Source organism: Kitasatospora sp. NPDC085879, assembly GCF_040686255.1.
Classification (GTDB): domain Bacteria; phylum Actinomycetota; class Actinomycetes; order Streptomycetales; family Streptomycetaceae; genus Kitasatospora.
In genome coordinates, this window is record NZ_JBFBJZ010000036.1 from 13449 (window position 1) to 38944 (window position 25496).

19 protein-coding genes are annotated in these 25496 nt (G+C 74.5%); 12 read left to right on the forward strand and 7 right to left on the reverse strand.

Annotated elements, in window-relative coordinates; translation table 11 throughout:
- Positions 1-411: 411 nt before the first annotated feature.
- The 9 genes from AB0P35_RS25495 to AB0P35_RS25535 all read left to right on the forward strand — a co-directional run bounded on the left by AB0P35_RS25495 (position 412) and on the right by AB0P35_RS25535 (position 15667).
- Positions 412-729, forward strand: a complete 318-nt coding sequence (locus tag AB0P35_RS25495; protein ID WP_363514699.1) for a trypco2 family protein — start codon at positions 412-414, stop codon at positions 727-729.
- 133 nt (positions 730-862) lie between these two features.
- Entirely contained in the window at positions 863-5512 is a 4650-nt protein-coding gene (locus AB0P35_RS25500) for a trypsin-like peptidase domain-containing protein (RefSeq protein ID WP_363514702.1), read from the forward strand.
- Positions 5513-5609: 97 nt separating this feature from the next.
- Positions 5610-7079: an oxidoreductase gene (locus tag AB0P35_RS25505; protein WP_363514705.1), complete on the forward strand. Its 1470-nt coding sequence runs from the start codon at positions 5610-5612 to the stop codon at positions 7077-7079.
- Between the two features lie 59 nt (positions 7080-7138).
- On the forward strand, positions 7139-8107 hold the full coding sequence (locus tag AB0P35_RS25510; RefSeq protein ID WP_363514707.1) for a leucine-rich repeat domain-containing protein: 969 nt from the start codon (positions 7139-7141) through the stop codon (positions 8105-8107).
- 511 nt (positions 8108-8618) lie between these two features.
- Positions 8619-10163, forward strand: coding sequence for an arginine decarboxylase (locus tag AB0P35_RS25515; protein WP_363514710.1), 1545 nt, complete (start codon positions 8619-8621; stop codon positions 10161-10163).
- A 3-nt stretch (positions 10164-10166) separates the two neighbouring features.
- Positions 10167-11780 carry a class I adenylate-forming enzyme family protein gene (locus tag AB0P35_RS25520; RefSeq protein WP_363514713.1) on the forward strand — a complete coding sequence of 538 codons (1614 nt, stop codon included), beginning with the start codon at positions 10167-10169 and terminating at the stop codon, positions 11778-11780.
- A gap of 52 nt (positions 11781-11832) precedes the next feature.
- Positions 11833-12849 (forward strand): DMT family transporter, encoded by a 1017-nt coding sequence (locus tag AB0P35_RS25525; RefSeq protein ID WP_363514716.1) that lies wholly within the window; start codon positions 11833-11835, stop codon positions 12847-12849.
- A 187-nt stretch (positions 12850-13036) separates the two neighbouring features.
- Entirely contained in the window at positions 13037-14059 is a 1023-nt protein-coding gene (locus AB0P35_RS25530) for a citrate/2-methylcitrate synthase (protein ID WP_363514719.1), read from the forward strand.
- A gap of 294 nt (positions 14060-14353) precedes the next feature.
- Complete coding sequence (locus AB0P35_RS25535) at positions 14354-15667, forward strand: hypothetical protein (protein WP_363514722.1); 1314 nt, start codon at positions 14354-14356, stop codon at positions 15665-15667.
- 57 nt (positions 15668-15724) lie between these two features.
- Here AB0P35_RS25535 and AB0P35_RS25540 read toward each other — a convergent pair whose 3' ends face one another.
- From AB0P35_RS25540 to AB0P35_RS25565, 6 genes are all read right to left on the reverse strand, one after another.
- Positions 15725-17308, reverse strand: a complete 1584-nt coding sequence (locus AB0P35_RS25540) for an MFS transporter (protein ID WP_363514725.1) — start codon at positions 17306-17308, stop codon at positions 15725-15727.
- On the reverse strand, positions 17305-17859 hold the full coding sequence (locus tag AB0P35_RS25545; RefSeq protein ID WP_257018871.1) for a TetR/AcrR family transcriptional regulator: 555 nt from the start codon (positions 17857-17859) through the stop codon (positions 17305-17307). Before AB0P35_RS25545 ends, AB0P35_RS25540 begins: the two co-directional genes overlap by 4 nt.
- 147 nt (positions 17860-18006) lie before the next feature.
- Positions 18007-18402, reverse strand: coding sequence for a cell division protein SepF (locus tag AB0P35_RS25550; protein ID WP_095871406.1), 396 nt, complete (start codon positions 18400-18402; stop codon positions 18007-18009).
- A 279-nt stretch (positions 18403-18681) separates the two neighbouring features.
- On the reverse strand, positions 18682-19191 hold the full coding sequence (locus tag AB0P35_RS25555; RefSeq protein ID WP_095871405.1) for a DinB family protein: 510 nt from the start codon (positions 19189-19191) through the stop codon (positions 18682-18684).
- A gap of 118 nt (positions 19192-19309) precedes the next feature.
- Positions 19310-20023: a VTT domain-containing protein gene (locus tag AB0P35_RS25560; protein ID WP_363514730.1), complete on the reverse strand. Its 714-nt coding sequence runs from the start codon at positions 20021-20023 to the stop codon at positions 19310-19312.
- Complete coding sequence (locus tag AB0P35_RS25565; protein WP_363514733.1) at positions 20020-20940, reverse strand: deoxyribonuclease IV; 921 nt, start codon at positions 20938-20940, stop codon at positions 20020-20022. Before AB0P35_RS25565 ends, AB0P35_RS25560 begins: the two co-directional genes overlap by 4 nt.
- Before the next feature lie 86 nt (positions 20941-21026).
- On the opposite strand from AB0P35_RS25565, the gene AB0P35_RS25570 reads away from it, so the two are divergent.
- Entirely contained in the window at positions 21027-22280 is a 1254-nt protein-coding gene (locus AB0P35_RS25570) for a cytochrome P450 (protein WP_363514736.1), read from the forward strand.
- A gap of 59 nt (positions 22281-22339) precedes the next feature.
- Here the strand turns inward: AB0P35_RS25570 and AB0P35_RS25575 are convergent, their stop codons facing one another.
- Positions 22340-23530: an MFS transporter gene (locus AB0P35_RS25575; protein ID WP_363514739.1), complete on the reverse strand. Its 1191-nt coding sequence runs from the start codon at positions 23528-23530 to the stop codon at positions 22340-22342.
- A gap of 88 nt (positions 23531-23618) precedes the next feature.
- On the opposite strand from AB0P35_RS25575, the gene AB0P35_RS25580 reads away from it, so the two are divergent.
- Positions 23619-24812 (forward strand): ROK family transcriptional regulator, encoded by a 1194-nt coding sequence (locus tag AB0P35_RS25580; protein ID WP_363514742.1) that lies wholly within the window; start codon positions 23619-23621, stop codon positions 24810-24812.
- Between the two features lie 235 nt (positions 24813-25047).
- Positions 25048-25464 carry a TOBE domain-containing protein gene (locus AB0P35_RS25585; RefSeq protein ID WP_179419244.1) on the forward strand — a complete coding sequence of 139 codons (417 nt, stop codon included), beginning with the start codon at positions 25048-25050 and terminating at the stop codon, positions 25462-25464.
- The last annotated feature ends 32 nt before the right edge of the window (positions 25465-25496 follow it).

Consider the following 25496-nt stretch of genomic DNA (forward strand, 5'->3'; position numbering starts at 1 on the left):
AACGAACGGGTCTACGGCCCCCGGCCCGCACGGACCGGGAAGAAGAGACGTCCCAGCTCGGGCCTCGTCGGCTCCTCGGCGAACTTCCCGTACGCCTCAGCCTGCTCCCTGTCCGGCGGCGGACTACCGAGGCCGCGCACCGCCGGGGCAACCATGATCATTATCACCGATACTGGCTGTTCCATTGGTCCCCGAGGCCGTGTCGCACACTCCTCCAGCCGGGGGCATCCGGGCGGGCGGGGCCGTGGAACGGGGCAGTGGATGCAGGCTTGGCGCCGTCACTGCGCGTCGGCCCCTAGCGCAGCCACGGACAACTCCGCCAAGTTGCATCTGTCGGATGCCGATTCCCGCTAGCGTGACTGCGAGTTGACCGGGCGTCCGACACGGCCCGGCGTGTGTGGGGGTGGGGTCATGGAGATCGGGCTGGCCGACGCGGTCGACGCGGTGCGCGAGGAGCTGCTGGAGGCGGCCGCCAGGGGAGCGGGCCAGTCGCTCTCGTTCGAAGTCGGCCCGATCGAGATGGAGTTCGAGATCGAGCTGCGCGCGGAGGCCAAGGCCGGCGGCAAGTTCAAGGCCTGGGTCGTCTCCGCCGAGACCGAGGCCGGCGTGTCCCGCGGCCGCACCCACCGGGTGGCGTTCACGCTGACGCCGCGCGGCGCCGACGCGGCGAAGGTGAACATCGGCGACCGCGTCACGTACAACGGCCCCCACGAGGACGACGTCGACTGACGCCGCTCACGGCGGGCCCGGGAGCCACCACACCTCGACCGCCCGGCCCCGGTCCGCCGAACTCTCCACCCGAGCCCTTCGGGAGGCTCGGGAACGGCAACTGCCGGGCGGTGACGAGCATGCAGGGGGAGTGGTGGACCGCGAGCGGCTGGTCGAGGTCGTCGGCGAGGACAACCGGGGCACCGGGTACCTGATCGGCCCGCGCCTGGTCCTCACCTCGGCGCACGTCGTCGGCGGGGTCGGGACGACAGCGCGGGTGCTGCAGCCGGGCCGACGGCCCCGGTACCGCTCGACGGTGGTCTGGCGCGGCGACCCGGACGGCGGCACCGACGCGGCCCTGGTGCGGGTGGAGCCCGCCGTGTGGCAGGGACCGGAGGGCACGGCCGAGCCGTGGGGACAGCTGGCCACCATGCGCCCCGGCCAACCGGTCGAGACCTGGGGCGTCCCGTGGGCGATCCAGGACGGCGGCACCGCCGAGGCCATGCAGCTCAGCGGAACCGTCAACCCGGGCACCGGCTACGTCCGGGAGCGTCACTTCCTCACCCTGTCCGACCACGGCTTCGCGCAGTGGGCCGGCACCGGAGTGCCGTGGGCCGGTCTGTCCGGTGCCGCGGTGGTGTGCAACGGACTGCTGATCGGCGTGGTCAAGGCGGACATGCTGACCTTCGGCCACGGGATGCTGGAGGTCGTCCCCGCCTACGTGCTGCACGCCGACGGCAGCTTCGTGGCAGCACTGAAGGAGCACGGGGCCGACTCGTCCACCCTGGGGCAGGCGGAGTTCGACCGCCTCCACCGGCATGACGTCCCCACCCCCTCGACCGGCCCGCTGCCGCCCGCCGCCCTGCTGCAGGCCGGGCGGGAGGTCGTCGGCTTCCACGGCCGCGAGGACATCCTGGACCGACTCCGGGGGTGGTGCGAGCCGCCCGGCTTCGGCGTCCGGCTGCTGCACGGGCCCGGCGGCCAGGGCAAGACCAGGCTCGCCGCCCGCCTCGCGGAGACGCTCCGGCAGGACGACCCCCGGTGGACCGTGCTGTGGCCGGACCCGGCCGCCCCACCGGACGAACTGGCGGCGGTGCGGGACAGCACCGGACCCGTCCTGGTCGTCCTCGACTACGCGGAGGCACGGCGCGAGCAACTGTCCGGACTGCTGCGAGCCGGCCAGTCCCACCGGGGCGGCGTTCCGCTCAAGGTGCTGCTCCTCGCCCGGACCGCGGGCGGCTGGTGGGACAGCGCGAAGTGGGCAGCCGACGGCGCCGTGCTGCGCCGGGCACCCGCCGAAGAGCTTCCCGCCCTCGCGCCCGACCGCGAAACGCGCGCACTCCTGTACCGGCAGGCGCTGACCGCCTTCGCCGAACGGCTGCCCGCCCCGGCGGACACGGCCGAGGGCGGGACCTGGCACGACCGCGCGGCGGAACTCGCCGCGCCCCGGCCCGCGGCACTGGCGTCCGGCAACGTCCTGACCCTGCACATGACGGCGCTGGCCGACCTGCTGGACAAGGCCGTCGGGGACGGAGAGCCGGTCCTGGACGACGTCGGGCACGACGCCGAGGACCGCATCCTCGAACACGAGCGGCTGTACTGGGCCCAGGTCGCGCACGAGCGGCCGCTTCCGCACGGACTCGGCGACGGCGGAGCACCGGCCGATGCGCTGGCCACGGTCGCGCTGCTCGGCGGCGTACCGCTGGGCGGCCGGGAGCGGGAGGCGCTGCTGCGCCGCGCACCGGTCCTCGCCGACCTCCGGGCGCACGAGATCAGGCCCGTCCGCGAATGGGTCGAGGCCGTCTACCCGGTGGACACCGAGAATCCCTGGGAGGTCCTGCAGCCCGACCGGCTCGCCGAGCGATTCGTCGGCCGGCACGTCCTGTCCGACCCCGAGCTCGTCGACGGCCTGCTGGCCGGGGTGGGTCCCGGCCGGACGGCGGTCCGGGCGCTCACCGTGCTCGCCCGCGCCGCCGCCCATCCGCCGCTGATCGGCAGGCTCGACGGCCTGATCACCGAGGTCTGCACCCGGCACGCCGGCAGCCTCGGGACGGCCACCATGGATGTGGCCACCCAGGTGGAGCGACCGCAGCCGCTGGTCGACGCACTGTGGAAGCGCACCGACGACCCGGCGACGTCGCTCGCCGAGCTCGCGGACCTGGCCGACCGGCTGCCGAGGACGTCGCGCGTGCTCGCGGACTGGGCGCTGCGGTTGGTGGAGCGGCTGGTCGAGCTCCGACGGGACGGCGGAACGGCCACCGTCCAGGAGAGGATCGCCCTCGGCGTCGAGTACCGCCGTCTGGGCAAGCGGCTCTCGGATGTCGGCCGGCCGGCCGAGGCCCTCGCGGCCGCGGAGCAGGCCGCTGAGCTGCTGCGGCCCCTGCTGGACAGTGACCCCCTCGCCGTTCGGCTCCACGTGGCCGCCGTCCTCAACAACCGGTCCGTGTGCCTGGCCACCTTGGGCAGGCGCAGCGAGGCCCTTGAGCCGGCCGAGCAGGCGGTCGAGCAGTACCGCATCGTCGTCGGTGCAGAGCCGGTCCCCGAGGAGGCCCGTGGTCAACTGGTGCGTGCGCTGAGCAGCCTGTCGGCAGTACAGAGCCAGCTCGGACGCCACCAGGATGCGCTCGACACCGCCGTCGAGGCGGTGAAGGTCCAGAAGGAGCTGATTCCGGACGGCGGGCCCGAGGCGGCGATCGGACTCGTCTCGCAGCTCAACAACCTCTCCATCCGTCACACCGAAGCGGGCGCCCACCGGGCGGCGTTCGAGGCGGCCGCCGAGGCGGTGGCGCTGTGCGAGCCGTTCGCCGAGCAGTACCCGGACGCCTACCTGCCGGACCTGAACCGGGTGCTGGGGACCCTGTCCAGCTGTTACGGCGACCTCGGGGACCACGGCAGGAGTCTGGAGTTGGCGCGCCGGTGCGTGGTGCTCCGCGAGCAGCTCTACCGGGAACACCCCGAGGCCCACCGGCACAGCCTCGCCCAGGGACTCAACTCACTGGCGATCGACCTCGGTACGGCGGGTCACGCCGTCGAGGCGGTCGCGACGGCCGAGCGGTCGGTGCTGCTCTACCGCGAGCTGGCCCGGTCGCATGCGGACGGCACCCGGGACGAGTTGGCGATGGCACTCAACACGCTGGCGAACCAGCGCGGTGACGCCGATGACCCCGACGGCGCGCTGGCGGCAGCCGAGGAGGCCTGCCACATCTACACCGACCTCGACGAGGGCCTCTCCGATGTGTTCGCCGCGGACCGGGCCATGAGCCTGGGCACCGTGGCGAGCTGCCTCACCGCGCTGGGACGGTCGGACGAAGCGATCGAGCGCTCCCTGGAAGCCGTGGCGATCTTCCGGCGGCTCGCGGAGTCGGATCCGGCCCCGATCGCCCAGCACTTCGCGTCGGCCCTCCACAACCTGCGCCTGTACCTGCAGGCCGCGGACCGTACCGCGGACGCCGTGGATCTCATCGACGAGGCGCTCAAGACCTACGCCGACCCCGACGGCCCCCGGGCGGACGGCATCCACCCGGTGACGCTGAAGCTGCTGCTCGGGCGCACGATGTGCCTCACCTCGACGGGACAATGGGACGAGGCCGTCGCGACGGTGCGGAGGGCGGTGGAGTTCGCGAGGCGGGTGGCCGCCCTGCCCTCCGGGCCCGGGCCGGCCGAAGTGGTCCGGCAGCTGGGGATCTTCGGCGCGGTGGCCTTCAGCGCCGGCCGGTCCGCCGAGGCCGCGGACGCGCTGGCGGAGCAGGCCGAGCTTCTGCGGCAGCTGGCAGTGGACGATCCGCAGCGGTACGAAGGGGAGCTCGCCGGCGTACTGGGGAACGCCAAGAACCTGCTCTACCTGGTGGACCGCATCGACGAGGCCGAGGAGGCCGCCCGCCGGGCGGTCGAGGTCCGGGGCAGGCTCGCCGAGCGGGGCGGGGTCGCCGAGCGGGTCCGGCTCGTCACCGAGTTGGCCGGACTCGCCGAGGTCGTGATGATGCGCGCAGGGGCATCCGAGGCGCTGGCGATCCTCGACCTGGCGCAGGACGAGGAGGGGAAGCTCTCGGCCGACGAGGCTGCCACCCACCGCGTGACGCTCGTGCAGGCCCACCGCATGCGAGGCCAACTCCTGTACACCGTCGGGCGCCGGGACGAGGCACTCGCCGTCGCGCGGGAGTCCCTGCGCACAGCCGAAGAGATCGCCGAGTCCGCCCCTGACCAGTCACCCGGCCTTGCGGCTGCGCTTCTCATGATCGGGGCGATGCTGGTCGACGAGGAGCAGCGCGAAGAAGCGCTGGACTGCCTGCGGCGGGCGGTCGCCCTCTGCCGGCCTCACGCAGCCGCCTCGGAGCCCGCGAACGAGATCCTCCTGGCCAGCTGCCTCGGAGCTCTGGGCGCGGCGCTCGCACTCGAACCGGCCGATCCGCAGCACGCGTTGGAGGCGACCGCCGAAGCACTGGCCATCTGCCGCAGGCGTTGGGCAGCAGATCCGGCGCGCGGGCGGGCCGGTCTCTCCCGTGCGGCTGCCCAGCACGGCATGCGGCTCGCCGAGGCCGGCCGCGCCGAGGAGGGACTCCCGCTCGTCGAGGAAGCTCTGCTGCTGGCGCGGGAGTCGGCCGACACCGACCGGCGTGTCAACCTGTTCGAACTCGTCGAGGCACTCTGTGCCTCCGCCGAAGTCCGGGCCCGCGCCGGCAGAGAGGCCGCGACCGCGCTGGACGAGTTGACGGAACTCCTGGGACTTCTGCGAGAGGAACAGCCCGGCCTGGTCGAGCAGTTCAGCGGTCGGATCGCCGACATCCGCAAGCGCCTGCACGAATGACCGCAGCGCACCCGCTGACGACAGGACCGGTCCTCGGTGCCGCGTCCACCGTCCACTACGCTCCTGACCCGGTGTCAATCGGGTGGGGGAGTGGCCGGTGCCGGCGTACGAGGAGCTGGGTGAGGCGGAGCGGCGGCTGTGGGAGGCGTTCCCACGCGGGGAGGAGTTGGACCTGCGGGGTGCCGCCGATCGGGTCGTGCGGGCGGAGGTGCTGGCCGCGCTGCTGCTGGGCGGCGGGCCGGCCGCCGTGCGGGGGAGGGTCGGCGGAGTGCGGCTCACCGGGGCCACCGTCACCGGACAGTTGGATCTGACCGGGGCGGGCGTCGAGCAGCCGGTGCAGCTGCGGGAGTGCGAGTTCGAGCAGCGGGTGCTGCTGCGCGGCGCGACGATGCGCTCGACCTCCTTCCTGGGCTGCCGCCTGCGCGGGCTGGACGGCTGGCTGCTGCGGGTGGACGGCAACCTGTTCTTCGAGGACTCGGTCATCGAGGGCCGCCTCACCCTCACCCGGGCGCACATCACCGGCGAACTCCGGCTCAGCGGCGTCCGGTTGACGGCGTCCGAGCTGCTGGAGCCCGGAGAGCCGGGGGAGCGGGCCGCGCCGGCCTGGGCGTTCTGGGCCGGCGGGCTGGTCATGGAGGGCGGCTGCTTCGCGCGGAAGGGTTTCCGCTGCCGGGGTGGTCTGCGGCTGGTCGGGGCGACCTTCGGCGGCGGGCTGTTCATGGAGGGCGCGGAGCTCGACAACCCCGGCGGCGACGCGATCTCGGGCGACGACCTCACCGCGTCCACCATGATCCTCACGGACGGTTTCACCGCCCGCGGCGCGATCCGGCTGCCCGGCGCGACCGTCCGCAGCCGCCTCTCCCTCGACGGTGCGAGGCTGCACGGCGACGGCACCACCGCCCTGGACGCCACCCGCCTCACCGCCGGCGACCTGCACCTCACTCCCGCCGCCGCCCCGCAGGGCGCGGTCGACCTGAGTGCGGCCCAGGTCGCCGTCCTGCACGACAACGCAGTCGCCCGCGCCGCCGACACCCGCCTGGACGGCCTCGCCTACGTCTCCCTGCACGGCGCCACCGGCCTCGCCGACCGCCTTGCCTGGCTGCAGCACAGCTCCGGCTACACCCCGCAGCCGTACGAGCAACTCGCGGCCTGGTACCGGCGGATCGGCCACGACGACGACGCCCGCCGGGTGTTGCTCGCCAAGCAGCGCCGCCGCCGGCGCACCCTCGGTGTGCTGGGCCGCGCCTGGGGCCGGCTGCTCGACGCGACCGTCGGCTACGGCTACCGGCCGTGGCAGGCCGCGCTGTGGCTGGTCGCCCTGATCGCGGCCGGTACCGCGGCGTTCAGCCACGGCACGCCCACCGCCGTCCAGTCCGGCCAGGGGGCGCCGTTCAACGCGCTGATATACACGATGGACCTGCTGATACCCATCGGCGGCTTCGGCCAGCGCACCGCCTGGTACTGGACCGGCCTCCACCAGTGGCTCGGCTACGGCCTCATCGCGGCCGGCTGGCTGCTCACCACCGCGACCCTGGCCGGCGTCACCCGATCGCTCAACCGGACCTGAGCCGGCCGCCTGAGGCCGGCCGCCCGACCGCACCCCCGAATCCGAACGCAGGTGCCGTGATGCCCCTTCCCCCGAACTCCCTCCGCCGCGACCCGGACGGCACCCCGGTCGCCCTGCGCGCACCGCACGCCGGCCTCACCCACTGGCCCGAGGATCTAGCCGCACTGCGCGGCCTCCGGCTGATCGACCTGGACGGCAACCGCCTGACCGAGCTGCCGGCGGCGGTCGCCGGGCTGCCCGCGCTGCACACCCTGCTGCTGTACGGGAACCGGATCGGCAGTGTGCCGTCCGAGCTGGGCGACGCACCGGCCCTGCGCCACCTCAGCCTGGGCGGCAACGGCCTCGCCGAACTACCGGACCGGCTCTGGCGGCTGACCGGCCTGCACTCGCTCAACCTGGCCGAGAACGAGCTGACCGGAGTGCCCGACGGCATCGGCGCCCTCACCGGGCTGCGGATGCTCGACCTCGGCCACAACCGGCTCGACCACATCCCGGCGGTCATCGGCGACCTGCCGCACCTCACCGACTACCTCTACCTCAGCGACAACGGCTTCACCGCCGTCCCGGCGAGCCTCGGCCGACTGGACCGCCTCGGCTACCTCAACCTGACGGACAACCGGTTCACCACCCTGCCCGCGTCCCTGGGCTCACTGGCGGCGCTCCGCGAACTCCGGCTCTACCGCAACCGGCTGACCGAGCTGCCGGACACCCTCGGCCGGCTCACCGCGCTGCGCGAGCTGCACCTGGCCGACAACCGGATCACCGAACTGCCGGCGAACATCGGCGGTCTGACGGACATGCGGGTGCTCGACCTGCGGAACAACCCGCTGCGCCGCCTGCCGGAGTCCGTCGGTGGACTCCGCCGCCTGCGCCAGCTCGACCTGCGGGCCACCCGGATCACCGACCTCCCCGCCGGGCTGGCAGACCTGCCCGACCTGGAGAAACTCGACCTGCGCTGGACGAAGCCGGAGACGCTGCCCGACTGGCTGCCGGCCCTCCGCGACCGCGGCTGCACCGTCCTGCTCTGACACCCGAGCACCGTCCTGCTCTGACACCCGAGCGCCGCCCTGGTCTGACACCCGAGCGCCGTCCTGCTCCGGCATCGGCCGCGGCCCTCCGGCTTCAGACCGATCGGTCGGAAACCGCGGACGCGGCAGGTCGGCTGCCCCACCGTTTCCATAGATCATCGCACTTACCATGCGAACGATCGACGGTCCGTCAAATCCTCCGTGAAGGAACGAGTGCGGCGCGGCGCCGCATCGGACGGTCGGTCGGTTCGTCGTTGCGCGTGTAGCTCGGCACTGACGTGCGTGAATCCGCAGAAGCGGCGCGCGGATCTGTCATCGCTCCCCTCAGGGGTCTCCGGCGCCCCATCCGTACACCGCGCGCCGGCGCAAGCCCTCTTGCAAGAAGTTCGTTGGGTCATCAGAATCCTCGATGCCATTTGATACCGCCGCGAAGGTTTTATTTCATGGGAGTCGAGGCACTCAGCCCACGCCCTCTCCCGGGTGCTCCGATACCCCTCTGGAGTGCACACCCATGACCCCAGCCAGCAGCACCGCCCTCGGGCCGGAAGCCGTCCCGCAGGCCGTGTCGGAGCTCGGCCCCCCGGAGCCGAGCGCCACCCCGCTCGCCGACGCCGTCCTGCGCGTCGCCAGACGGGACATCGCGTCCTTCCACGCGCTGCCCCTCTCGCACGGCCGGTCCATCCTCAACTCCCGGACCAAGGCCGTGTACGAGGCCCTCTTCGGGCAGGCGCAGCTGGCCGCCGACGTCTCCTACAGCGGCACCATGCTCGACTCGTTCTTCCGCCCGCACGGGCCGCTGCGCGAGGCCCAGCGGCTGGCCGCCAGGACCTTCGGCGCGGACACCACGCTCTTCCTGTCCGCCGGCACCTCGACCGCCAACCGGGTCGCGCTCGCCGCGCTCACCCGACCCGGCGGCCGGGTCCTCGCCGACCGCAGCTGCCACCAGTCCGTGCACTTCGCCCTCGGCTCGCTCGACGTCGCCGTCGACTACGCGCCGATGCGGCGCTGCTGCGACAGCTGCCCGCGCACCTTCGCCGACCTCCCGGTGCTGCTGCACAGTTTCGCCGAGGCCGCCGCCGAGGGCCGCCCGTACGACACCGTGGTGCTCTCCGCGGTCTCCTACGACGGCGTCCGCTACGACCTGCCCACCCTGCTCGCCGAGATGTCCCGGCTCCACCCCGCGGTCAACGTCCTGGTGGACGAGGCCTGGGGCGCCATCCACCGCTTCCACCCGCAGCTGCGTCCGCTGACCGCGCTCGCCGCCGTCGAACAGCTCCGCGCCGACGACCCGTCACTGCCCATGACGGTCGCCGTCACGCACTCCGCGCACAAGTCGATGTCCGCGCTGCGGCAGGGCTCGTACCTGCACCTCGTGGGCGATCGGGAGGCGCAGGAGCGCACCGCGCAGGCCCTCTTCCAGCACCACACCACCTCGCCCAGCTTCCCGGTGCTGGCCAGCCTCGACCTCGCCAGGCTGCAGGCCGAGCACGAGGGCGAGACCCTGCTGGACCGGTCCCTGATGCTCGCCCGCACCCTGCGCAACGAGATCGCCACCGACCCCCGGCTCTCCGCCTACCGCACCCTCGGCCCCGAGGGCCACCTCACCGACCCGGCGATGCTGGTCTCCGACGACCCCACCCGCGTCCTGGTCGACATCCGCGCCCTCGGCATCACCGCCGCCGACTTCCGCCGCATCCTCTTCGACGAGTACGCCCTCTACGTGGCCCGGGAGAGCGGCGGCGCCGTCCTCTTCCACGTCCACATCGGCGTCGACGAGGGCACCCTGCTGCGCCTCCTGGAGGCCCTGCGGGTCATCCAGCGCACCTACCGGACGACCTCGGCGGCCCTGCACGAGGACAGCGCCGACCACTTCATCATCGCCTACCCGCCCGGCATCCCCATCACCGTGCCCGGCGAGAAGCTCTGCGACGCGACCCGCGCCGAGATCCGGGCGCTGCGCGCCAGCGGCAGCGAGATCTACACGCTCTACCAGCCGCAACCCGCCGCCGCCCGGGACCCCGAGACGGCATCCGCCACCACCGCAGCATCGGAGTAACGCATGATCAAGCTCGACGACATCCGCAAGCACGCCGCGCGGCGCCCCGACCACGTGGCCGTGGTGGACCGCGACTTCCGTCTCACCTGGGCCGAACTCGCCGAGCAGGTCGCCCGGGTGGCCTCCGGCCTGGCCCACCACCTGCCCGCCGAGCGCCCCGCCCGGGCCGCCTTCATGTCGTGCAACAGCTGGGAGCTGGTGGTCGTCATGGCCGCCTGCGCCACCCTCGGCGTGCCCTGCATAGGCCTCGACTACACGACCACCCCCGAGGCCACCGCCGGCGCCCTGGAACAGCTGCAGCCGACCGTGCTGATCAGCACCCCGCTGCGCCGCCCGCTGCTGGAGCAGTCCGGCTGGCCGGGCGCGCGCGACGTCCTCGGCATCCACCTGGCCGGCCCCGAGAACGACGACTACGACACCGGCCCGGCCGCGCCCGGCGCCGTCTGCTACCAGGCGCTGGCCTCCTTCGAGGCCGTCCCGACCACCCCGGTCGAGCAGCCGTTCACCGCCTTCTCCTTCACCTCCGGCACCAGCGGCATCCCGAAGCTGGTCATCCGCAACTCCTCGTTCGAGGCGCGCCGGCTCTCCGACCTCGTCGACCAGTTCTCCTTCGACGAGGACGACGTCCACATGGTCACCGTCCCGCTCTACCACTCCTCCGGCCCCGGCTGGGCCAGGATCTCCCTCTCGCTCGGCGGCACGGTCGTGCTCAGCCCGTACGAGGACGCCGGGAAGATGGCCGAACTGATCGTCTCCGAGGGCGTCTCCACCACCCTGATGGTGCCGCCGGTGCTCAACCGGCTGATCTCGCACCCGGCCTCCGAGCACCTGCACAAGACCTCCCGGCTGCGCTTCCTGCTCTCCGGCGGACGCCACCTCAACCGCTGGGTCATCAACCAGACCTGGGACCGCCTCGGCCCCGTCCTGCACCTCTACTACGGCACCACCGAGACCGGCCTCAACACCATGATCGGCCCCGAGGAGCTGCACGTCGCCCCGGCCCGCTCCGGCCGGCCGATGCCCGGCAGCACCATCCTCGTCCTCGACCCGGAGCACCGCCCGCTGCCCAAGGGCCGGCTCGGCCGGATCGCCATCGCCAGCTACCAGCTGATGGACAGCTACGCCGCCGCCGAGCCCGACTTCCTGCACATCGAGCACGCCGGCCGGACACAGAAGTACCTCCTCACCGGCGACAGCGGAGTCATGGACGAGGGCGGCCGCATCGAGCTCAGCGCCCGAAACGACGGCGTCACCAAGGCCGAGGGCCGGCACCCGCTGGACGTCAACATCTTCGCCCTCGAGGACGAGCTCACCGGCCTCCCCTGCGTCCGGGAGACCGCCGTCCTCAAGGTCGACCTCCCCGACGAGGGCCCGACGCTGGTCGCCGCCTTCGCCCCCATCTCCCCCGAGCGCGAGGCGAGCGGCTCCCGTGCCGTCCTCGCCGCGTGCCTGCGCCGCGCACCGCAGTTGCCCGCGCGCGTCGTGACCGTCCCCGAGATCCCCTACAGCCCGACCGGCAAGGTGCGCACCGCGCAGCTGCTGTCGACCGTCCTCGACCTGATCGGGCAGGAGGACTCGGCCGCGACGGCCGACCGCATGGAGCTGACGACGGCATGACCCGAATCCTGCGTGCCGCACCACCTCACCCCGACTCCCCGACAGGAGAATTGTGAACGACCAGAAGAAGTACGCCCGAGGGGTTCTGCTCTGCCTCGGGGCCACGCTCTCGTGGGGCGCGATGTTCCCCCTCATGGACGTGACGCTGAAGCACATCGACCCCTTCACCTTCACCTGCCTGCGCTACGGGATCGCCGGCCTGATCTTCCTGGTCGTCCTCCGCAGCCGCGAGGGCGCCGCCGGGCTGCGCCTCAAGGGCGAGCGGGTCGGCCTGGCCTGGCTGTTCGGCACCGCCGGATTCGCCGGCTTCCAGTTCCTGGTCTTCTTCGGCCAGGACCTGATCGGCGAGCAGGGCGCGCTGATCGCCTCCATCATGATGGCCACCATGCCGATGATGGGCTTCCTGGTGAACTGGGTGCTGCGCAAGGTCGTGCCGCCCCGGTGGTCCTTCGCCTTCATCGGACTGTCCTTCGTCGGCGTGATCCTCGTCGTCACCAAGGGCGACCTGGCCTCGCTGGTCAACACCCCGCAGAACTTCGGCGCCGACGCCCTGCTGCTCTTCGCCGCCCTCTGCTGGGTGATCTACACCTCCGGCGCGACCTACTTCCCGACCTGGTCGCCCATCAAGTACACGACCGTCACCACCGTGCTGGGCCTCGGCAGTGCCGTGGTCATCACCGCGGTGCTGCTCGCCACCGGCGCGGTCGCGGTGCCGACCGGCGGCGCGGTCGTCACGATCCTGCCCGAGCTCGCCTACATGAGCCTCATCGCCGGCTTCGGCGGCGTGCTCGCCTGGAACATCGGCAACCGCAACCTCGGCCCGCTCAACGGCGTGCTGTTCATGGACGTCGTCCCGATCACCGCCTTCACCATCTCCGCGCTGACCGGTGTCATCCCGGCCGGCATGCAGGTGGTCGGCGCGCTGTTCACCGCGTCCGCCCTCGTCCTCAACAACCTCTACCTGCGGCGCCGGGCCGCCGCCCAGGCACCGGCACCGGCCGCACCCGTGGCCGCCGCACCGGCCGCCGAGCGGCGTCCGGCCGAGCAGTCGGCCACCGCCGGCCGCTGAGCCGCACCGGAGCATAGCCCGGGCACCGTCCCCCGCCGGCCCTCGCGGCCGTCGGCGGGCGGTGCCCATCCGCCGTCCCCGGACCGCACCACACGGCCCGGACGGCACCGTCACGGCCGTACGGCCGCACAGCCCCGCGACCGCACCAGCCGGACCGCAGCAGCCGGTCCGGACCGAGGAGTCGTCCATGCCCGACCCCGCCGCCCCCGGCCTCGCCACCCCCGACCTGCCCATCCCCGACCTGCCCGGCCTCGACGTCGTCGGGCCCCAGCCGGCCGCGCTGATCGGCCGTCACACCTTCGACGAGGTCTGGGGAGTCCTCGTCGACGGCAGACCGTGGCCGGGCCTCGGCCCGGGCGAGCCGCTGACCCTGCCGATGCGGCACGGCGACGTCCGGGTGGACACCCAGAGCGCGCTCGCCGCCCTCGGCCCCGCCTGGGGACTCGGCCCGCTGCAGGACATCGGCGACGAACAGGCCCGCGAGGACCTGGAACGCGCCACCCTCGCCACCCACACCTTCGTCGCCCAGTCCGTCCGCGGCCTGCACCTGCCGACCGTGCCGTACTGGGCGATCGAGGCGGGCGGCAGCGCCGCCGAACGCTTCCTGCTGCGCTGGCGCGGCACCGCCGAACCACAGCACGTCCGAGCCGTCGACGCCTACTGGTGCTCCGTCGCCGTCCACCCGGTCGACGCGGCCAGCAGCACGGCCCGGCTGATCGCCTCCACCGGCGCGGACGTCGCCACCTGTCTGTCCGGCGCGGTCGCCGCGATGGGCGGGCCCCGGCACGGGGCCGTCCCGGCGGCCGTGCTGCGGCTGGTCGCCGAGGCCGAACACGGCACGGACGTCCGGGCGGTGGTGCGGTCCGCGCTGGTCGGCGGCGAGGCGCTGCCGCTGTTCGCCGCACCCCCGACCGGCGCGGCGGCCGAACGGGCCCGCGTGCTGCGGGAGGCCGTGCTGCGGGTGGGCGCCCCCCGGTACGAGGCCGCGGCCCGGCTGGAGGAGGCCGCCGCAGAACTGCTCGCCGAGGTCGGCGCCGCCCCCGTTCCGGCCACGGCCGGCCCCCAGTTCTGGGCCGCCGTCCTGCTGGACTCCGCCGACGTCCCCGTCCACCTCTTCACCGCCCTCGCCATCTGCGGCCGCACCGCCGACTGGTCCGCCCACATCCTCGACCAGAACCGCACCCGCCACCCGGTCCCGACCGCGGCCTGAACCGGCCGGGCCGGACCCGGTCCGGCCCGCTCCGGGAGCAGGGGAGTCGTCGGCGTCGCACGAGCGGCGCCGCTCGCGGGCGCGGGAAAACGGGTTGCCCGGCGTGGAGGCGGGCCGACATGATCGGCCGCATGTGCGACCACGACCGGAAGGGCGGCTGCCGCCCGTTCCGTTGAGCGCCGGTGTGCCGCGGCCCGCGAGGGCCGGCGGCACCCTGTCCGGCGCGCCGTCGCGTCCGTGTCCCACCCGAAGAGCGGGACGCGGATGCCCGCCCGTCCACTCCGGAGTACCTGCATGAGCACCGAACTGTCCAAGGCCCGAGAGCTGTTCGACTCGGGTGATCCGCAGGGCGCGATGCGCACCCTGCGTCTCGCCGCCGACACACTGGCACCGGCGGACTGCGCGCCACTGGTCGGCCGGCTCGCCGAGGGTGCCGGCTTCGACGACCTCGTCGAGGCCGCGGCCGCGCTCGCCGCGCGCCCCGACCGGCCGGACGCGCTGTACGACTACGGGTACGCGTGCATCGAGCGCGGGGTGTCCGCGCTGGCCGTGCCCGCGCTGCGCGAGGCCCTGCGGCTGGCCCTGGCGCCGCGCCGCGGCGGCCTGTTCGGCCGGGCGCCCAAGCCGACGTACACGCCGCAGCAGATCCTGCTGGAGCTCGCGGTCGCCCTCGAGGACGAGCAGCGGCACGCCGCCGCCGTCGAGCTGCTGACCGAGCACGACGGCCTGCTGGCCGACTGGCCGGGCCGCTACCTAGTGGTCCACAACGCGCTGATGGCCGGCCGGCTCGACACCGCCGGCCGGGTGTTCGCCGCGCTCGGCGAGCCGTCGGAGACCTGGCGTCCGGCCGCCGACCGCGTCCGCCGCACCCTGCGACGCTCCGGGCTCGCCGCGCCGGCCGACCTGCGCGACCTGCGCGGCTGGCACTTCACCCTGACCGGCGGCCTGCTGACCACGCTCTCGCCGTACGGCTTCGCCGCCGGGATGACCGGCCGCTGGGCGTACTACCAGGACGGCTTCGACTCCTGCCGGCGCGGTCTCGACCGGCTCGGCACGGTGCTGGAGGCCACCGGCCGGCGGCCCGCCTCGGTGGCGCTGCTGCCCGACCGCGGCAGCCGGGCGCTCGGCCTGGCCGCCGCCGGACTGCTCGGGCTGCCCGCGGCCCCGTACCGGCCGGGCACCCCGGCCACGCTGGTGGTGGCGTACGACCTGAACGAGTGCGACCCGGCGGTGCTCGCCGCCCTGCGCGACCGCGCGGACGGCGAGGTGCTGTTCGAGCACGCCACCTGCTGGACGGACCCGCCGGCGGTCTCCGCGGACGTGTCCACCCTGCTGGTGCAGCACAATGTCGCGCCCTGGGAGCCGTCGATGCGGATCGGCGACGCGGGTGAGCCCGAGCGCACCCCGGCCGACGAGCGGTCGGCCGAGGAACTGGCCGAGGAGATCCGCGCCGCGGAGCCCGAGCCGGACGAGGGAGACGGCGAGACCCCGGCCGACCCGGACGAACTGCTCGCGGCCTTCGCCGCCCGGGTGCGGGGCGGTTGGCTCGGCGGCCCCCGCGACCGGGTCCGCTCGGCCGGGCCGGTGCCCAGCTCGAAGTTCGCCTGACACCGCGGCTCCCCGGGGCCGGCCCAAGGACAGTCCCGGGGCCGGCCCCGGGACGGCTCAGCCGACCTTCTGGCACTCCCGGGGCTCGGCCCGATCGGGGACGGCCCCGGCGGGCTCCACCGCTGCCGCCCGGGAACGGGTGCGCAGCAGCCACCAGGCGGTGGCCGCGGCCGTCAGCAGCAGCGCGCCGGCGAGCCAGGCGGCGATGTTGACGCCGTGCACGAAGGCGAGCTGGGCGTCGTCGAGCAGCCGGGCGCCGAGCGGACCGGGCAGGGCGGCCGCGGTCTCGGTCGCGCCGCCGATCGACTCGCGGGCCTGCTCGGCGGCGGCCGCGCCGACCCCGGCCGGGACGGTCACCGCACCGGCGTAGATCGCGGTGACCACCGAGCCGACCAGGGCGATGCCGAGTGCGGTGCCCAGCTCGTAGGCGGTCTCCGAGACGGCCGAGGCTGCGCCGGACTTCTCCGCCGGCGCGGCGCCGAGCACCAGGTCGGAGGAGAGGGTGTAGACGATGCCCTCGGCGGTGCCGACGGCCAGGAACGAGACGCCGAGCAGCAGGTAGGTGCTGTCGCGGTGCATCACGCCGAGGACGGCGATGCCCGCGCCCATGGCGAGCAGACCGGCCGTCAGGGTGGCCCGGGTGCCGAACCTGCGGGCCGCCCGGACGGTCAGCAGGCCGCCGACGACGGCTCCGGCGAAGGCCGGGAGTTCGGCGACACCGGCCGCCAGCGGGGACAGCCCGCGGACCAGCTGCAGGTACTGCGACATGAAGAAGATCACGCCGGAGAGTCCGATCAGCGAGGTCAGCGTGGCCACCACGGCCGCGGTGAACCGGCGGTCGGCGAAGAGCCGGACGTCCAGCAGCGGGGTGTCCAGCCGCAGCTGGCGGCGGACGAAGAGGATCAGCGCCGTGGCGCCCAGGACGAACACGGCGGGCACCGTCCAGTGCGCGAGCGGGCCGTGCGCCGCGGCCTCCTTGACCGCGTAGACGACACCGATCACACCGGCCATCGACAGCACGACGGACGCGACGTCCCAGCGGCCCGGGCGCGGGTCGCGGGACTCGGGCAGCAGCCAGGCGCCGAGGACGAGCAGCAGGGCCAGCACCGGCAGGTTGAGCAGGAAGACCGAGCCCCACCAGAAGTGCTCCAGCAGCATGCCGCCGACCAGCGGGCCGAGCGCGGCGCCGGCGGTGGCGCCCGCGCCCCAGATGCCGATCGCGGTGGCCCGCTCCCGGGCGTCCGGGAACAGTGCGCGGATCAGCGACAGCGTGGAGGGCATGATGGTGGCGCCCGCAACGCCGAGCAGGGCGCGGGCCAGGATCAGCCAGCCGGCGCTGGGCGCGTAGGCGGCGAGCAGCGAGGCGGCGCCGAACGCGCTGGAGCCGAGCAGCAGCAGCCGCTTGCGGCCGATCCGGTCGCTGAGTGCGCCCATGCTGACCAGCAGGCCGGCGAGGACGAAGGAGTAGGCGTCGCCGATCCACAGCAGCTGGGTTCCGCTCGGGCGGAGCGTCTCGCTGATGGACGGGATGGCGAGGGAGAGCACGGTCGCGTCGAGCGCGACCAGGGTGACGGCGAGGACGAGAACGCCCAGGCCGGCCCAGCGGTGCTGCGCGCGGGCCTGGACGCGGGTGCCGGTCATGAGGGTTCCGATCTCCTGAGTGCTCCCCCGAGGAAGAGCTCGGTGAGCGAGTACGTGCCGTCGCGTGGGGCCAGGCGTCCGTCCTGGACGGCCCAGCCGACGCCGGCGACGAGGTCGAAGAAGGCTTCGCTGAGCCAGGCGGCCGAGAGTTCGATCCGGAAGACGCCCTGTTGCTGCCCGCGCAGGAAGAGCGCGCGGACGCGGGCGTCGTGGGCCTCCCAGAGGTCGTTGATCTCGGGATCGTCGTAGAGCTGGTTCTCGCCGGCGAGGAAGGCGCACAGCGCGGCGTCGGGCACGACCGCGTCCACCAGGCGCCGCAGTGCGGCGTCCGCCGGGCCGTCCTCGATCGCGGCGGTGTCGCAGGCGGCTGCGAACTTCCGCAGGCTCAGCATGCCGACCTCGATGATCAGCGCCTCGCGGCCGGGGAAGATCCGGTGCAGCGTGGCACGGCTGATCCCGGCGGCGCGCGCGATCTCGTCGAGGTGGGCGGTGGGGCGGCGGGAGAGCACGCCCACGGCTGCCTCGAGGACGGAGTCGCGGTCGGTGGCCATGAGCCGAGTGTAGACCATATGAGACATTCATGTCTCAAAAGCGAGCAGTGAATCGTGAATGAGACGGTCTTCTGCCGTGCCGCGCCCGGATCCGGGCAACAGAAAACCGGGGACGGCAGGGGCCGCCCCCGGTCGGGGAGGGGTGGGTCAGCTCTGGTTGTAGAAGCCGCCGGTGTCGAGCGGGCGGTCGATCACCGTCACCTCGACGTCCGCCGGGGTGAGCAGGAAGACCCGGCGGGCGATCCGCTCGATGCCGCCGCGGGTGCCGAAGATCAGGCCGGACGCGAAGTCGACCATGCGCTTGGCCTCCGGGTCCTCCATCTCGCTGAGGTCCATGACCACCGGCGTGCCGGTGCGGATGTGCTCGCCGACGGTGCGGGCCGCCTCGAAGCCGGTCGGCTTCAGCGAGATGATCCGGGCCGCGGGCGCCGGCACGGACGGCAGGGTGTCCTCGGTGTCCCACGCGTCCTCGTACACCGCAGCGGGGTAGTTCCCGGAGGGCATCAGCCACCCGTTGTGGTGCTCGTCGCGAAGTGCTCCCATTGCCGCGCCTCCCTCTCCCGACCCGGTACGCGCCCCCCGTGGGCGTGTCTTTTTGACACGTCATCCACTTGTTGGAACTGTCCGAGTATCGCACTGATCACCGGTTCGGTGCCCGCACGCGACCGCCGTCCGGGTCGTGGCGCGCCCGATCGCCGGGAGATCCCGACGTTCGGTGCGACGCCGCAGGTCGCCGGACGGTTCCGCGTGTTGACCATATGGGGGAGCAGATTCGGGAAGTTGACGATCCGTCAACGAAGCTGTAACAGCGTCAGTCCCCGGTCACTCCCCGGTGGCACCGTCGATCCGCTCGCGGATCAGATCGGCGTGTCCGTTGTGCCGCGCGTACTCCTCGATCATGTGGACGAGGATCCAGCGCAGCGTGACCTCCTCGCCGCGGCGCAGCCGCTTGCCCACCGTCTCCGGCGGCAGCCCGGCGGCGGCCGCGCGGGCCAGCTCGACCTGGGTGCGGAAGGTCGCGAAGTCGGCCTCGACGTCGGCGGTGTCGACCTGGTTGAAGTCGCCGTCCTCGTCGTCCTTGTTCCAGTAGATGCCCTCCTCGAACTCCTGGCCCTGGAGGACGCCGAGGAACCAGTGCCGCTCCACCTCGGCCATGTGCCGGACGAGGCCGAGCAGGCTGAGCGAGGACGGCTCCACCGAGCGCAGGCGGAGCTGGTCGTGGCCGAGGCCCTCGGTCTTCAGCAGCAGGGTGGCGCGGTGGTACTCCAGCCAGCTGGTGAGCATGGTGGTCTCGTCGGCGGCGTAGGGCGGATCGATGCGTTCGGTCGTCATGCCGGACATCCTGAGGCAGCGTCGGGAACGGCCGCCACCGATTATCCGGCGTGTCCGCGCCGGATGCTGCCGGTCCGAACCGTCCGACCAGCCCGACCGGCCCGACCCGTCCAGGGCCTCAGCCGGCTGCCGCGGCCGAGCGGCGGGCGCGGAGCAGCGAGACACCGCTGGCAGCGGTCATCAGCACGATCACCCCGGCGGAGATCAGGAACGCCGGCGAGGTCGGCGAACCGGCGCTGGCTCCGGCCACCACCGAGGCCGCGGTGCCCGGAAGCACACCGAGGGCGGTCGCGGCGAGGTACGGCGCGGAGCGCACGCCGGAGAGCGCGCAGGCGTAGTTGGCGGGCTGGAAGGGCACGCCCGGCACCAGCCGCAGCAGCAGCACGCTGCGGAAGCCCTGCTCGGTGAGCCGCCGGTCGACCGCGGCCGCCGCCCGGGCGCGCAGCAGCGGACGCAGCGCGTCCCGGCCGAGCGCGCGGCCCAGCCAGAACGCCGCCGCCGCGCCCAGGGTCGTCCCGGCGACGGCGAGCGGCAGGCCGACCGCGACGCCGAGCAGCAGCCCGGTGGCCGCGTTGAGCGCCGGCTTGGGGACGAAGGCCAGGGTGCCCACGGTGTACACCGCGAGCGCGACCGGCAGCCGCCACGGCCCGTGGCCGCCGCCGAGCGCGTCGACCGGGCTCCACAGCAGCAGCGAGGCGGCCGCGGCGGCGAGCACCAGCACCAGCAGGACGGGCCGCAGCCACGCCGCGCGCCTCCCCGTGCCGGACGGCTCGCCCGTGCAGGTGGGCTCACCCGTGCGGGCGGGCTCGGCGGCGGCCGTCCGTCCGGTCATGCGGGCACTCCGGCGGCGGCGCGCAGCTCCTTGAGCCGCCGGATGTCCTGGCCGTGCCGGGCGCCCTCGACCCGGTCGGGGTCGTGGCGGCCGTCCGGGGTCTCGATGATCAGCGGGACGCCGGCCGTGTCCGGGTGGGCGAGCAGCTCGCCGAAGGCGGCCGCGCCGATGTGGCCGGCCCCGATGTTGGCGTGCCGGTCCTTGCGGGCGCCGAGCACGTCCTCGGAGTCGTTGGCGTGGACGAGCCTCAGCCGCCCCGGGCCGACGGCGTCGGTCAGCTCCGCCAGCATGGCGGCCGTGCCGCCCGGGGTGGCCAGGTCGTGTCCGGCGGCGAAGGCGTGGCAGGTGTCCAGGCAGACACCGAGCAGCGGGTGGCGGTCCAGCGCGTCGGCGTAGTCGCCGAGGTCGGACATCCGCCCGCACAGCGAGCTGCCCTGGCCGGCGGTCGGCTCCAGCAGCAGCCACGGCGCGCCGGGGCCGAGCGCCGCCAACTCGTCGAGCAGCGGCAGCACCTGCGCCCGGACGTGCGCCAGCGCCTCCGCGCGCGGCCCGCAGAGCGCCGACCCGGTGTGCACCACCACGCCGAGGGCGCCGATCGCGTGCGCGCGGTGCAGCGAGTGCCGCAGCGAGGTGGCGGAGCGCTCGCGGGTGGCCGCCGACCCCGAACCGAAGTTGATCAGGTAGGGGGCGTGCACGTACGCCGGGACGCCCAGCTCCGTACAGGCGGTGCGGAAGGCCTCGTCCTGCCGCGGGTCGCCGGGCGGGGTGGCCCAGCCGCGCGGATTGGCGACGAAGACCTGCACCGCCTCGGCGCCGACCCGGGCCGCGTAGGCCAGCCCGGTGCCGACCAGCCCGCGGCCCGCCACGGGCACATGGGCGCCGACCGGGTTGCGCTGCGCGGGCACGGGGAGATCCATGGCGGCGAGCATGCCCGATCGGGGACCGCGGGCGGAAATCGGCCCCGGCGGGCCCGGCCGTCCGCCGGCTCTGCGATCATGCCGGGGTGGCCGTCGAACCCTTCACCGCCGACCCGGGCCGGCCGGGCGGCGCCACCGGGCGGCGGCCGTGCCCCGGCCCGCCGGCGCCCGCACACCTGGACGAGGACTTCCTCGCCGATCCGCACGGCGCCTGTGCCGCGCTGCGCGGGCGAGGGGCGGTGCACCGGGCGGTCGCCCCGGACGCCGCACCGGTGTGGCTGATCACCGGGTACGAGCAGGTCCGGGCGGCCGCCGCCGACACCCGGCTCGCCCTGGACAAGCGGCACGCCCGGAGCCGCGGCACGGCCGGCGACTCGCTGCCGCCCGAACTCGACGCACACCTGCTCAACGCCGACGGTGCCGACCACGCTCGGCTGCGCCGCCTGGTGGCGCCGGCCTTCGGGCCGCGGCGTACCGATCTGCTGCGCGGACGGATCCGGCAGACCGCGGACTCCCTGCTCGACCGGGTCGAGTCGCGCGGCAGGGCCGATGTGGTGGCCGACCTGGCCGCCCCGCTCTCCATCACGGTGATCTGCGACCTCCTGGGCGTGCCCGCCGACCGCCGGGTGGACTTCCGGGCATGGACGGACACCCTGCTCTCGCCCGACCCGGGAGCTCCGCGGCGCTCGCGCGAGGCCATGCGGGCCATGCACGGCTTCCTCACCGAGCTGATCGCCCTCAAGCGGGCGGCGCCCGCCGACGACCTGCTCTCCGAGCTGCTCGGCGCGGTACGGGACGGGCAGGCGGCCGAGCGCGAACTGCTCGCCACGGCCTTCCTGGTGCTCTTCGCCGGGTATCACAACACGGTCGGCCTGGTGTCCAGCACCGTGCTGGCCCTGCTCACCCACCCGCGGCAGCTCGCCGCCGTCCGCGCGGGGAGCCTCGGCCTCGGGGCCGTGACGGAGGAGGTGCTGCGGTGGAACCCGCCGGCCATGCTGGCCGTCCGCCGCTTCCCGACCGAGGACCTCGACGTCGCGGGCACGCGGATCGGCGCCGGCGACCGCGTCTGGCTGTCCTGGGCCGCGGCCAACCGCGACCCCGGGGCCTTTCCCGACCCCGACACCTTCGACCCCGCCCGGCAGGGCCCGCCGCACCTGGCCTTCGGCCGCGGCCCGCACTTCTGCGTCGGCGCGGCGCTGGCCCGGGCGGAGAACGAGATCGCCGTCGGGGCTCTGCTGCGGCGCTTCCCGCGGCTGGCCCTCGACGCCGAACCCGAGCGGCTGACCTGGCGGCGGTCGCTGCGCAGCCGCTGCCTGACCGCGCTGCCCGTCTCGGTGTGACGCCCGGGCCTCACCCGTCGGCCCGGCCGGAGATCGGCCCCCGAGGGGTGCCGGAGGCGTCAGTCGACGCGGGCGGGGACGCGGGCGGGGGTGCGGTCCACGATGGTCCTGCGGCGCAGTGCGCCGGCGGACGGGACGAGGGCGGCGGCCAGTGCCGTCACCACGGCGAAGGAGACGGTGAGCGAGGTGGCCTGGGCGATGCCGCCGACGATCGCCGGGGCGACCAGGCCGGAGGTGTAGGTGACGGTGGCGACGCCCGCGATGGCCTGGCTGGCGTTGCCGCCGGACTTGCCGGCCGCGGCGAAGGCCAGCGGGACGACGACGGCGATGCCGATGCCGATCAGCGCGAAGCCCGGGATGGCCAGGGCCGGGGTGCCGGAGAAGACCACCAGCAGGCCGCCGGCGGTGGCGATCGTGCCGCCGATCCGGACGGTCCGGACCGGCCCGAGTCGCTGCACGACGGCGTCGCCGGCCAGCCGGGCTGCGGCCATGGTCGCCGCGAAGGCGGAGTAGCAGGCGGCCGCGGTGCCGGCCGAGGCGCCGGTGACGTCCCTCAGGTAGACGCCGCCCCAGTCCATGCTGGCGCCCTCCGCGAAGACCGCGCAGAAGCCGACCAGGCCGATCACCAGGGCCGAGCGCGGCGGCAGGGCGAAGCGCGGCGGCGCCTCCTCCTCCGGCTCGGGGCGGACGTCCAGCAGCGGGCGGCAGACGACCACCGCGAGGGTGGTGAGGACGGCGGCAGCGATGGCGAACTGCACCCGGGCGTCGACGCCCCGGTGCGCGGCGAGCACGCCGAAGCCGGAGGCGACCAGGCCGCCGACGCACCACATGCCGTGCAGGCCGGACATGACGGAGCGCCCGAGCCGCTCCTCGACCGCCACGCCCTGGGCGTTCATCGCCACGTCGGACATGCCGGCGCTGGCGCCGTACACGAACAGGGCGAGCCAGAGCACCGCGAGGTCGGGGGCGAGGGCGGGCAGTGCGAGGGCGAGCGTCCAGGCCATCAGCAGGGCGCGGACGGCGGCCCGTTCGCCGTAGCGGTGCACGATGCGGCCGGCCAGCGGCATGGCGAGGAAGGAGCCCACCGCCGGGGCGATCAGTGCGAGGCCCAGCTCGCCGGGGCCGAGGTCCAGGTGGTCCTGGAGCCAGGGGATGCGGGTGGCGAAGGTGCCCGTCACCGCGCCGTGCACGGCGAAGACCAGGGCGATGCCCACTCTGGCGCGCCGTACGCCGTGCAGATCGTCTGCCATGCGCTCGTCCTCTCCGGTCTGTCCAGCATGACTCCGATAAACTATCAGGAAGGGACCCTGATAAAAACCTCTGGAAGGATTCGCTTCCATGACGACCGCGCGCACGGCGACGCCCAGCACCGCCCGGGCCATCAACGACCGGCTGGCGCTCGACCTCCTGCTGGAGAGCGGGCCGCTGACCGCCACCGAACTGCGCGGCCTCACCGGGCTCTCCCGCCCCACCGTCGCCGACCTCCTCGACCGGCTGCAGCGGGCCGGCCTGGTCGCCGTCGTCGGCGAGAGCGGCGAGCAGCGCCGCGGACCCAACGCCCGCCTCTACGCCCTGGTCGCCGACCGCGCCTTCCTCGCCGGCCTCGACGTCCGCACCACCGGCGTCGACCTGGTGGTCGCCGACCTGACCGGCCGCACCCGGGCCACCGCCACCGTCGCCGGCGGCGACGAACAGCTCGCCGAACGCACCCTCGACGCCCTCGGCCGCGCCGCCCGCGAGGCCGGCGCCGAACTCCTGCACACCGTCGCCATCGGCGCCCCCGGCCTCTTCGACCCCGCCACCGGCGAGCACCAGAACTCCGGCGCCCTCTCCCGCCGCCAGACCGAACTGATCTCCGCCCTGCGCGCCGACCCGCACACCGAGGTGATCGTCGACAACGAGGTCAACCTCGCCGGCATCGCCGAACACCGGATCGGCGCCGCCCGGGACCGCGACACCTTCGTCCTGATCTGGCTCAGCCACGGCGTCGGCGCCGCCGTCGTCCTCGACGGCCGGCTCCGGCGCGGCGCCACCGGCGGCACCGGCGAGATCGGCTACCTCCCGGTGTACGGCTCCGGACTGCCGAGCGGCGACGGCGGCTGCGCCTCCGGCGGCTTCCACACCCTGGTCTCCTCCGCCGCCGTCTGCGACCTCGCCCGCGAGCACGGCCTGCCCGTCCCCGACCCGGCCGAACTGCCCGTCAGCGCGCCCCTCGGCGAGGAGGTGCTGCGCCGCGCCGCGGCCGGCGACGGACCGGAGGTCGACACCTTCCTCGACGCCTACGCCCGGCGGATCGCGCTCGGCGCGGCCTCCGTCTGCGTGGTGCTCGACCCCGGCTGCGTGGTGCTCGGCGGCGAGATCGGCCGGGCCGGCGGCCCGCGACTGGCGAGCCGCGTCGAACGCGAGATCGCCCGCCTCGTCCCGCTCCGCACCGAGGTCCGCGCCGGCACCGCCGGCGGCGGCGCCGTCCTCGCCGGCGCCGTCCTCACCGCCGGCGACGCCGTCCGCCGCGACCTCTTCGGCGGCGCCTGACCCGCGCGCTGGGCGCCCGCCACCGTGCTCACCGGGGGCGTCGTTGCCGTGTCGCCGGGCATCCGGCGCCGGCCCGGGCGGCGTGCCGCGGGAGTTCGCCGCGGGGTTCGGACGGTGCGGGCGGGTTCCGCTTCGCCCGGGCGCGGTCGGGTAGGGCAGGATGGCGGCGGACATCCCGGTGCGCGGCAGGCGCCCGTACCGGTGCACCGCTCGAACCACACGCCAGGAGAGCCCCATGGCCCAGCCCGACCGGCCGGTCCACCCGTACCGCATCGGCGAGGCCGCCGCGATGCTGGGCGTCAGCGCCGACACCATGCGCCGCTGGGTCGACGCCGGTCGGCTCGCCGCCACCCGCGACGACCACGGCCACCGGATCATCCCCGGCGACCGGCTCGCCGCGTTCGCCCGCGAACTCGCCAGGCCCGAGAACGCCGAGGCCGAGGGCCGGCCGTCGTCGGCGCGGAACCGCTTCCCCGGCATCGTCACCGACGTCGTGCTCGGCGACGTCGCCGCCCAGGTCGAGATCCAGGCCGGGCCGTTCCGGGTGGTCTCGCTGATCAGCCGGGAGTCCGCCGAGGAGCTCGCCCTGGTGCCCGGCGCGCCCGCCACCGCCGTCATCAAGTCCACCAACGTGGTCGTCGAGCGGCGCTGACCAGCGCCGAGCCGTCCGAGGAGACGCCCCGC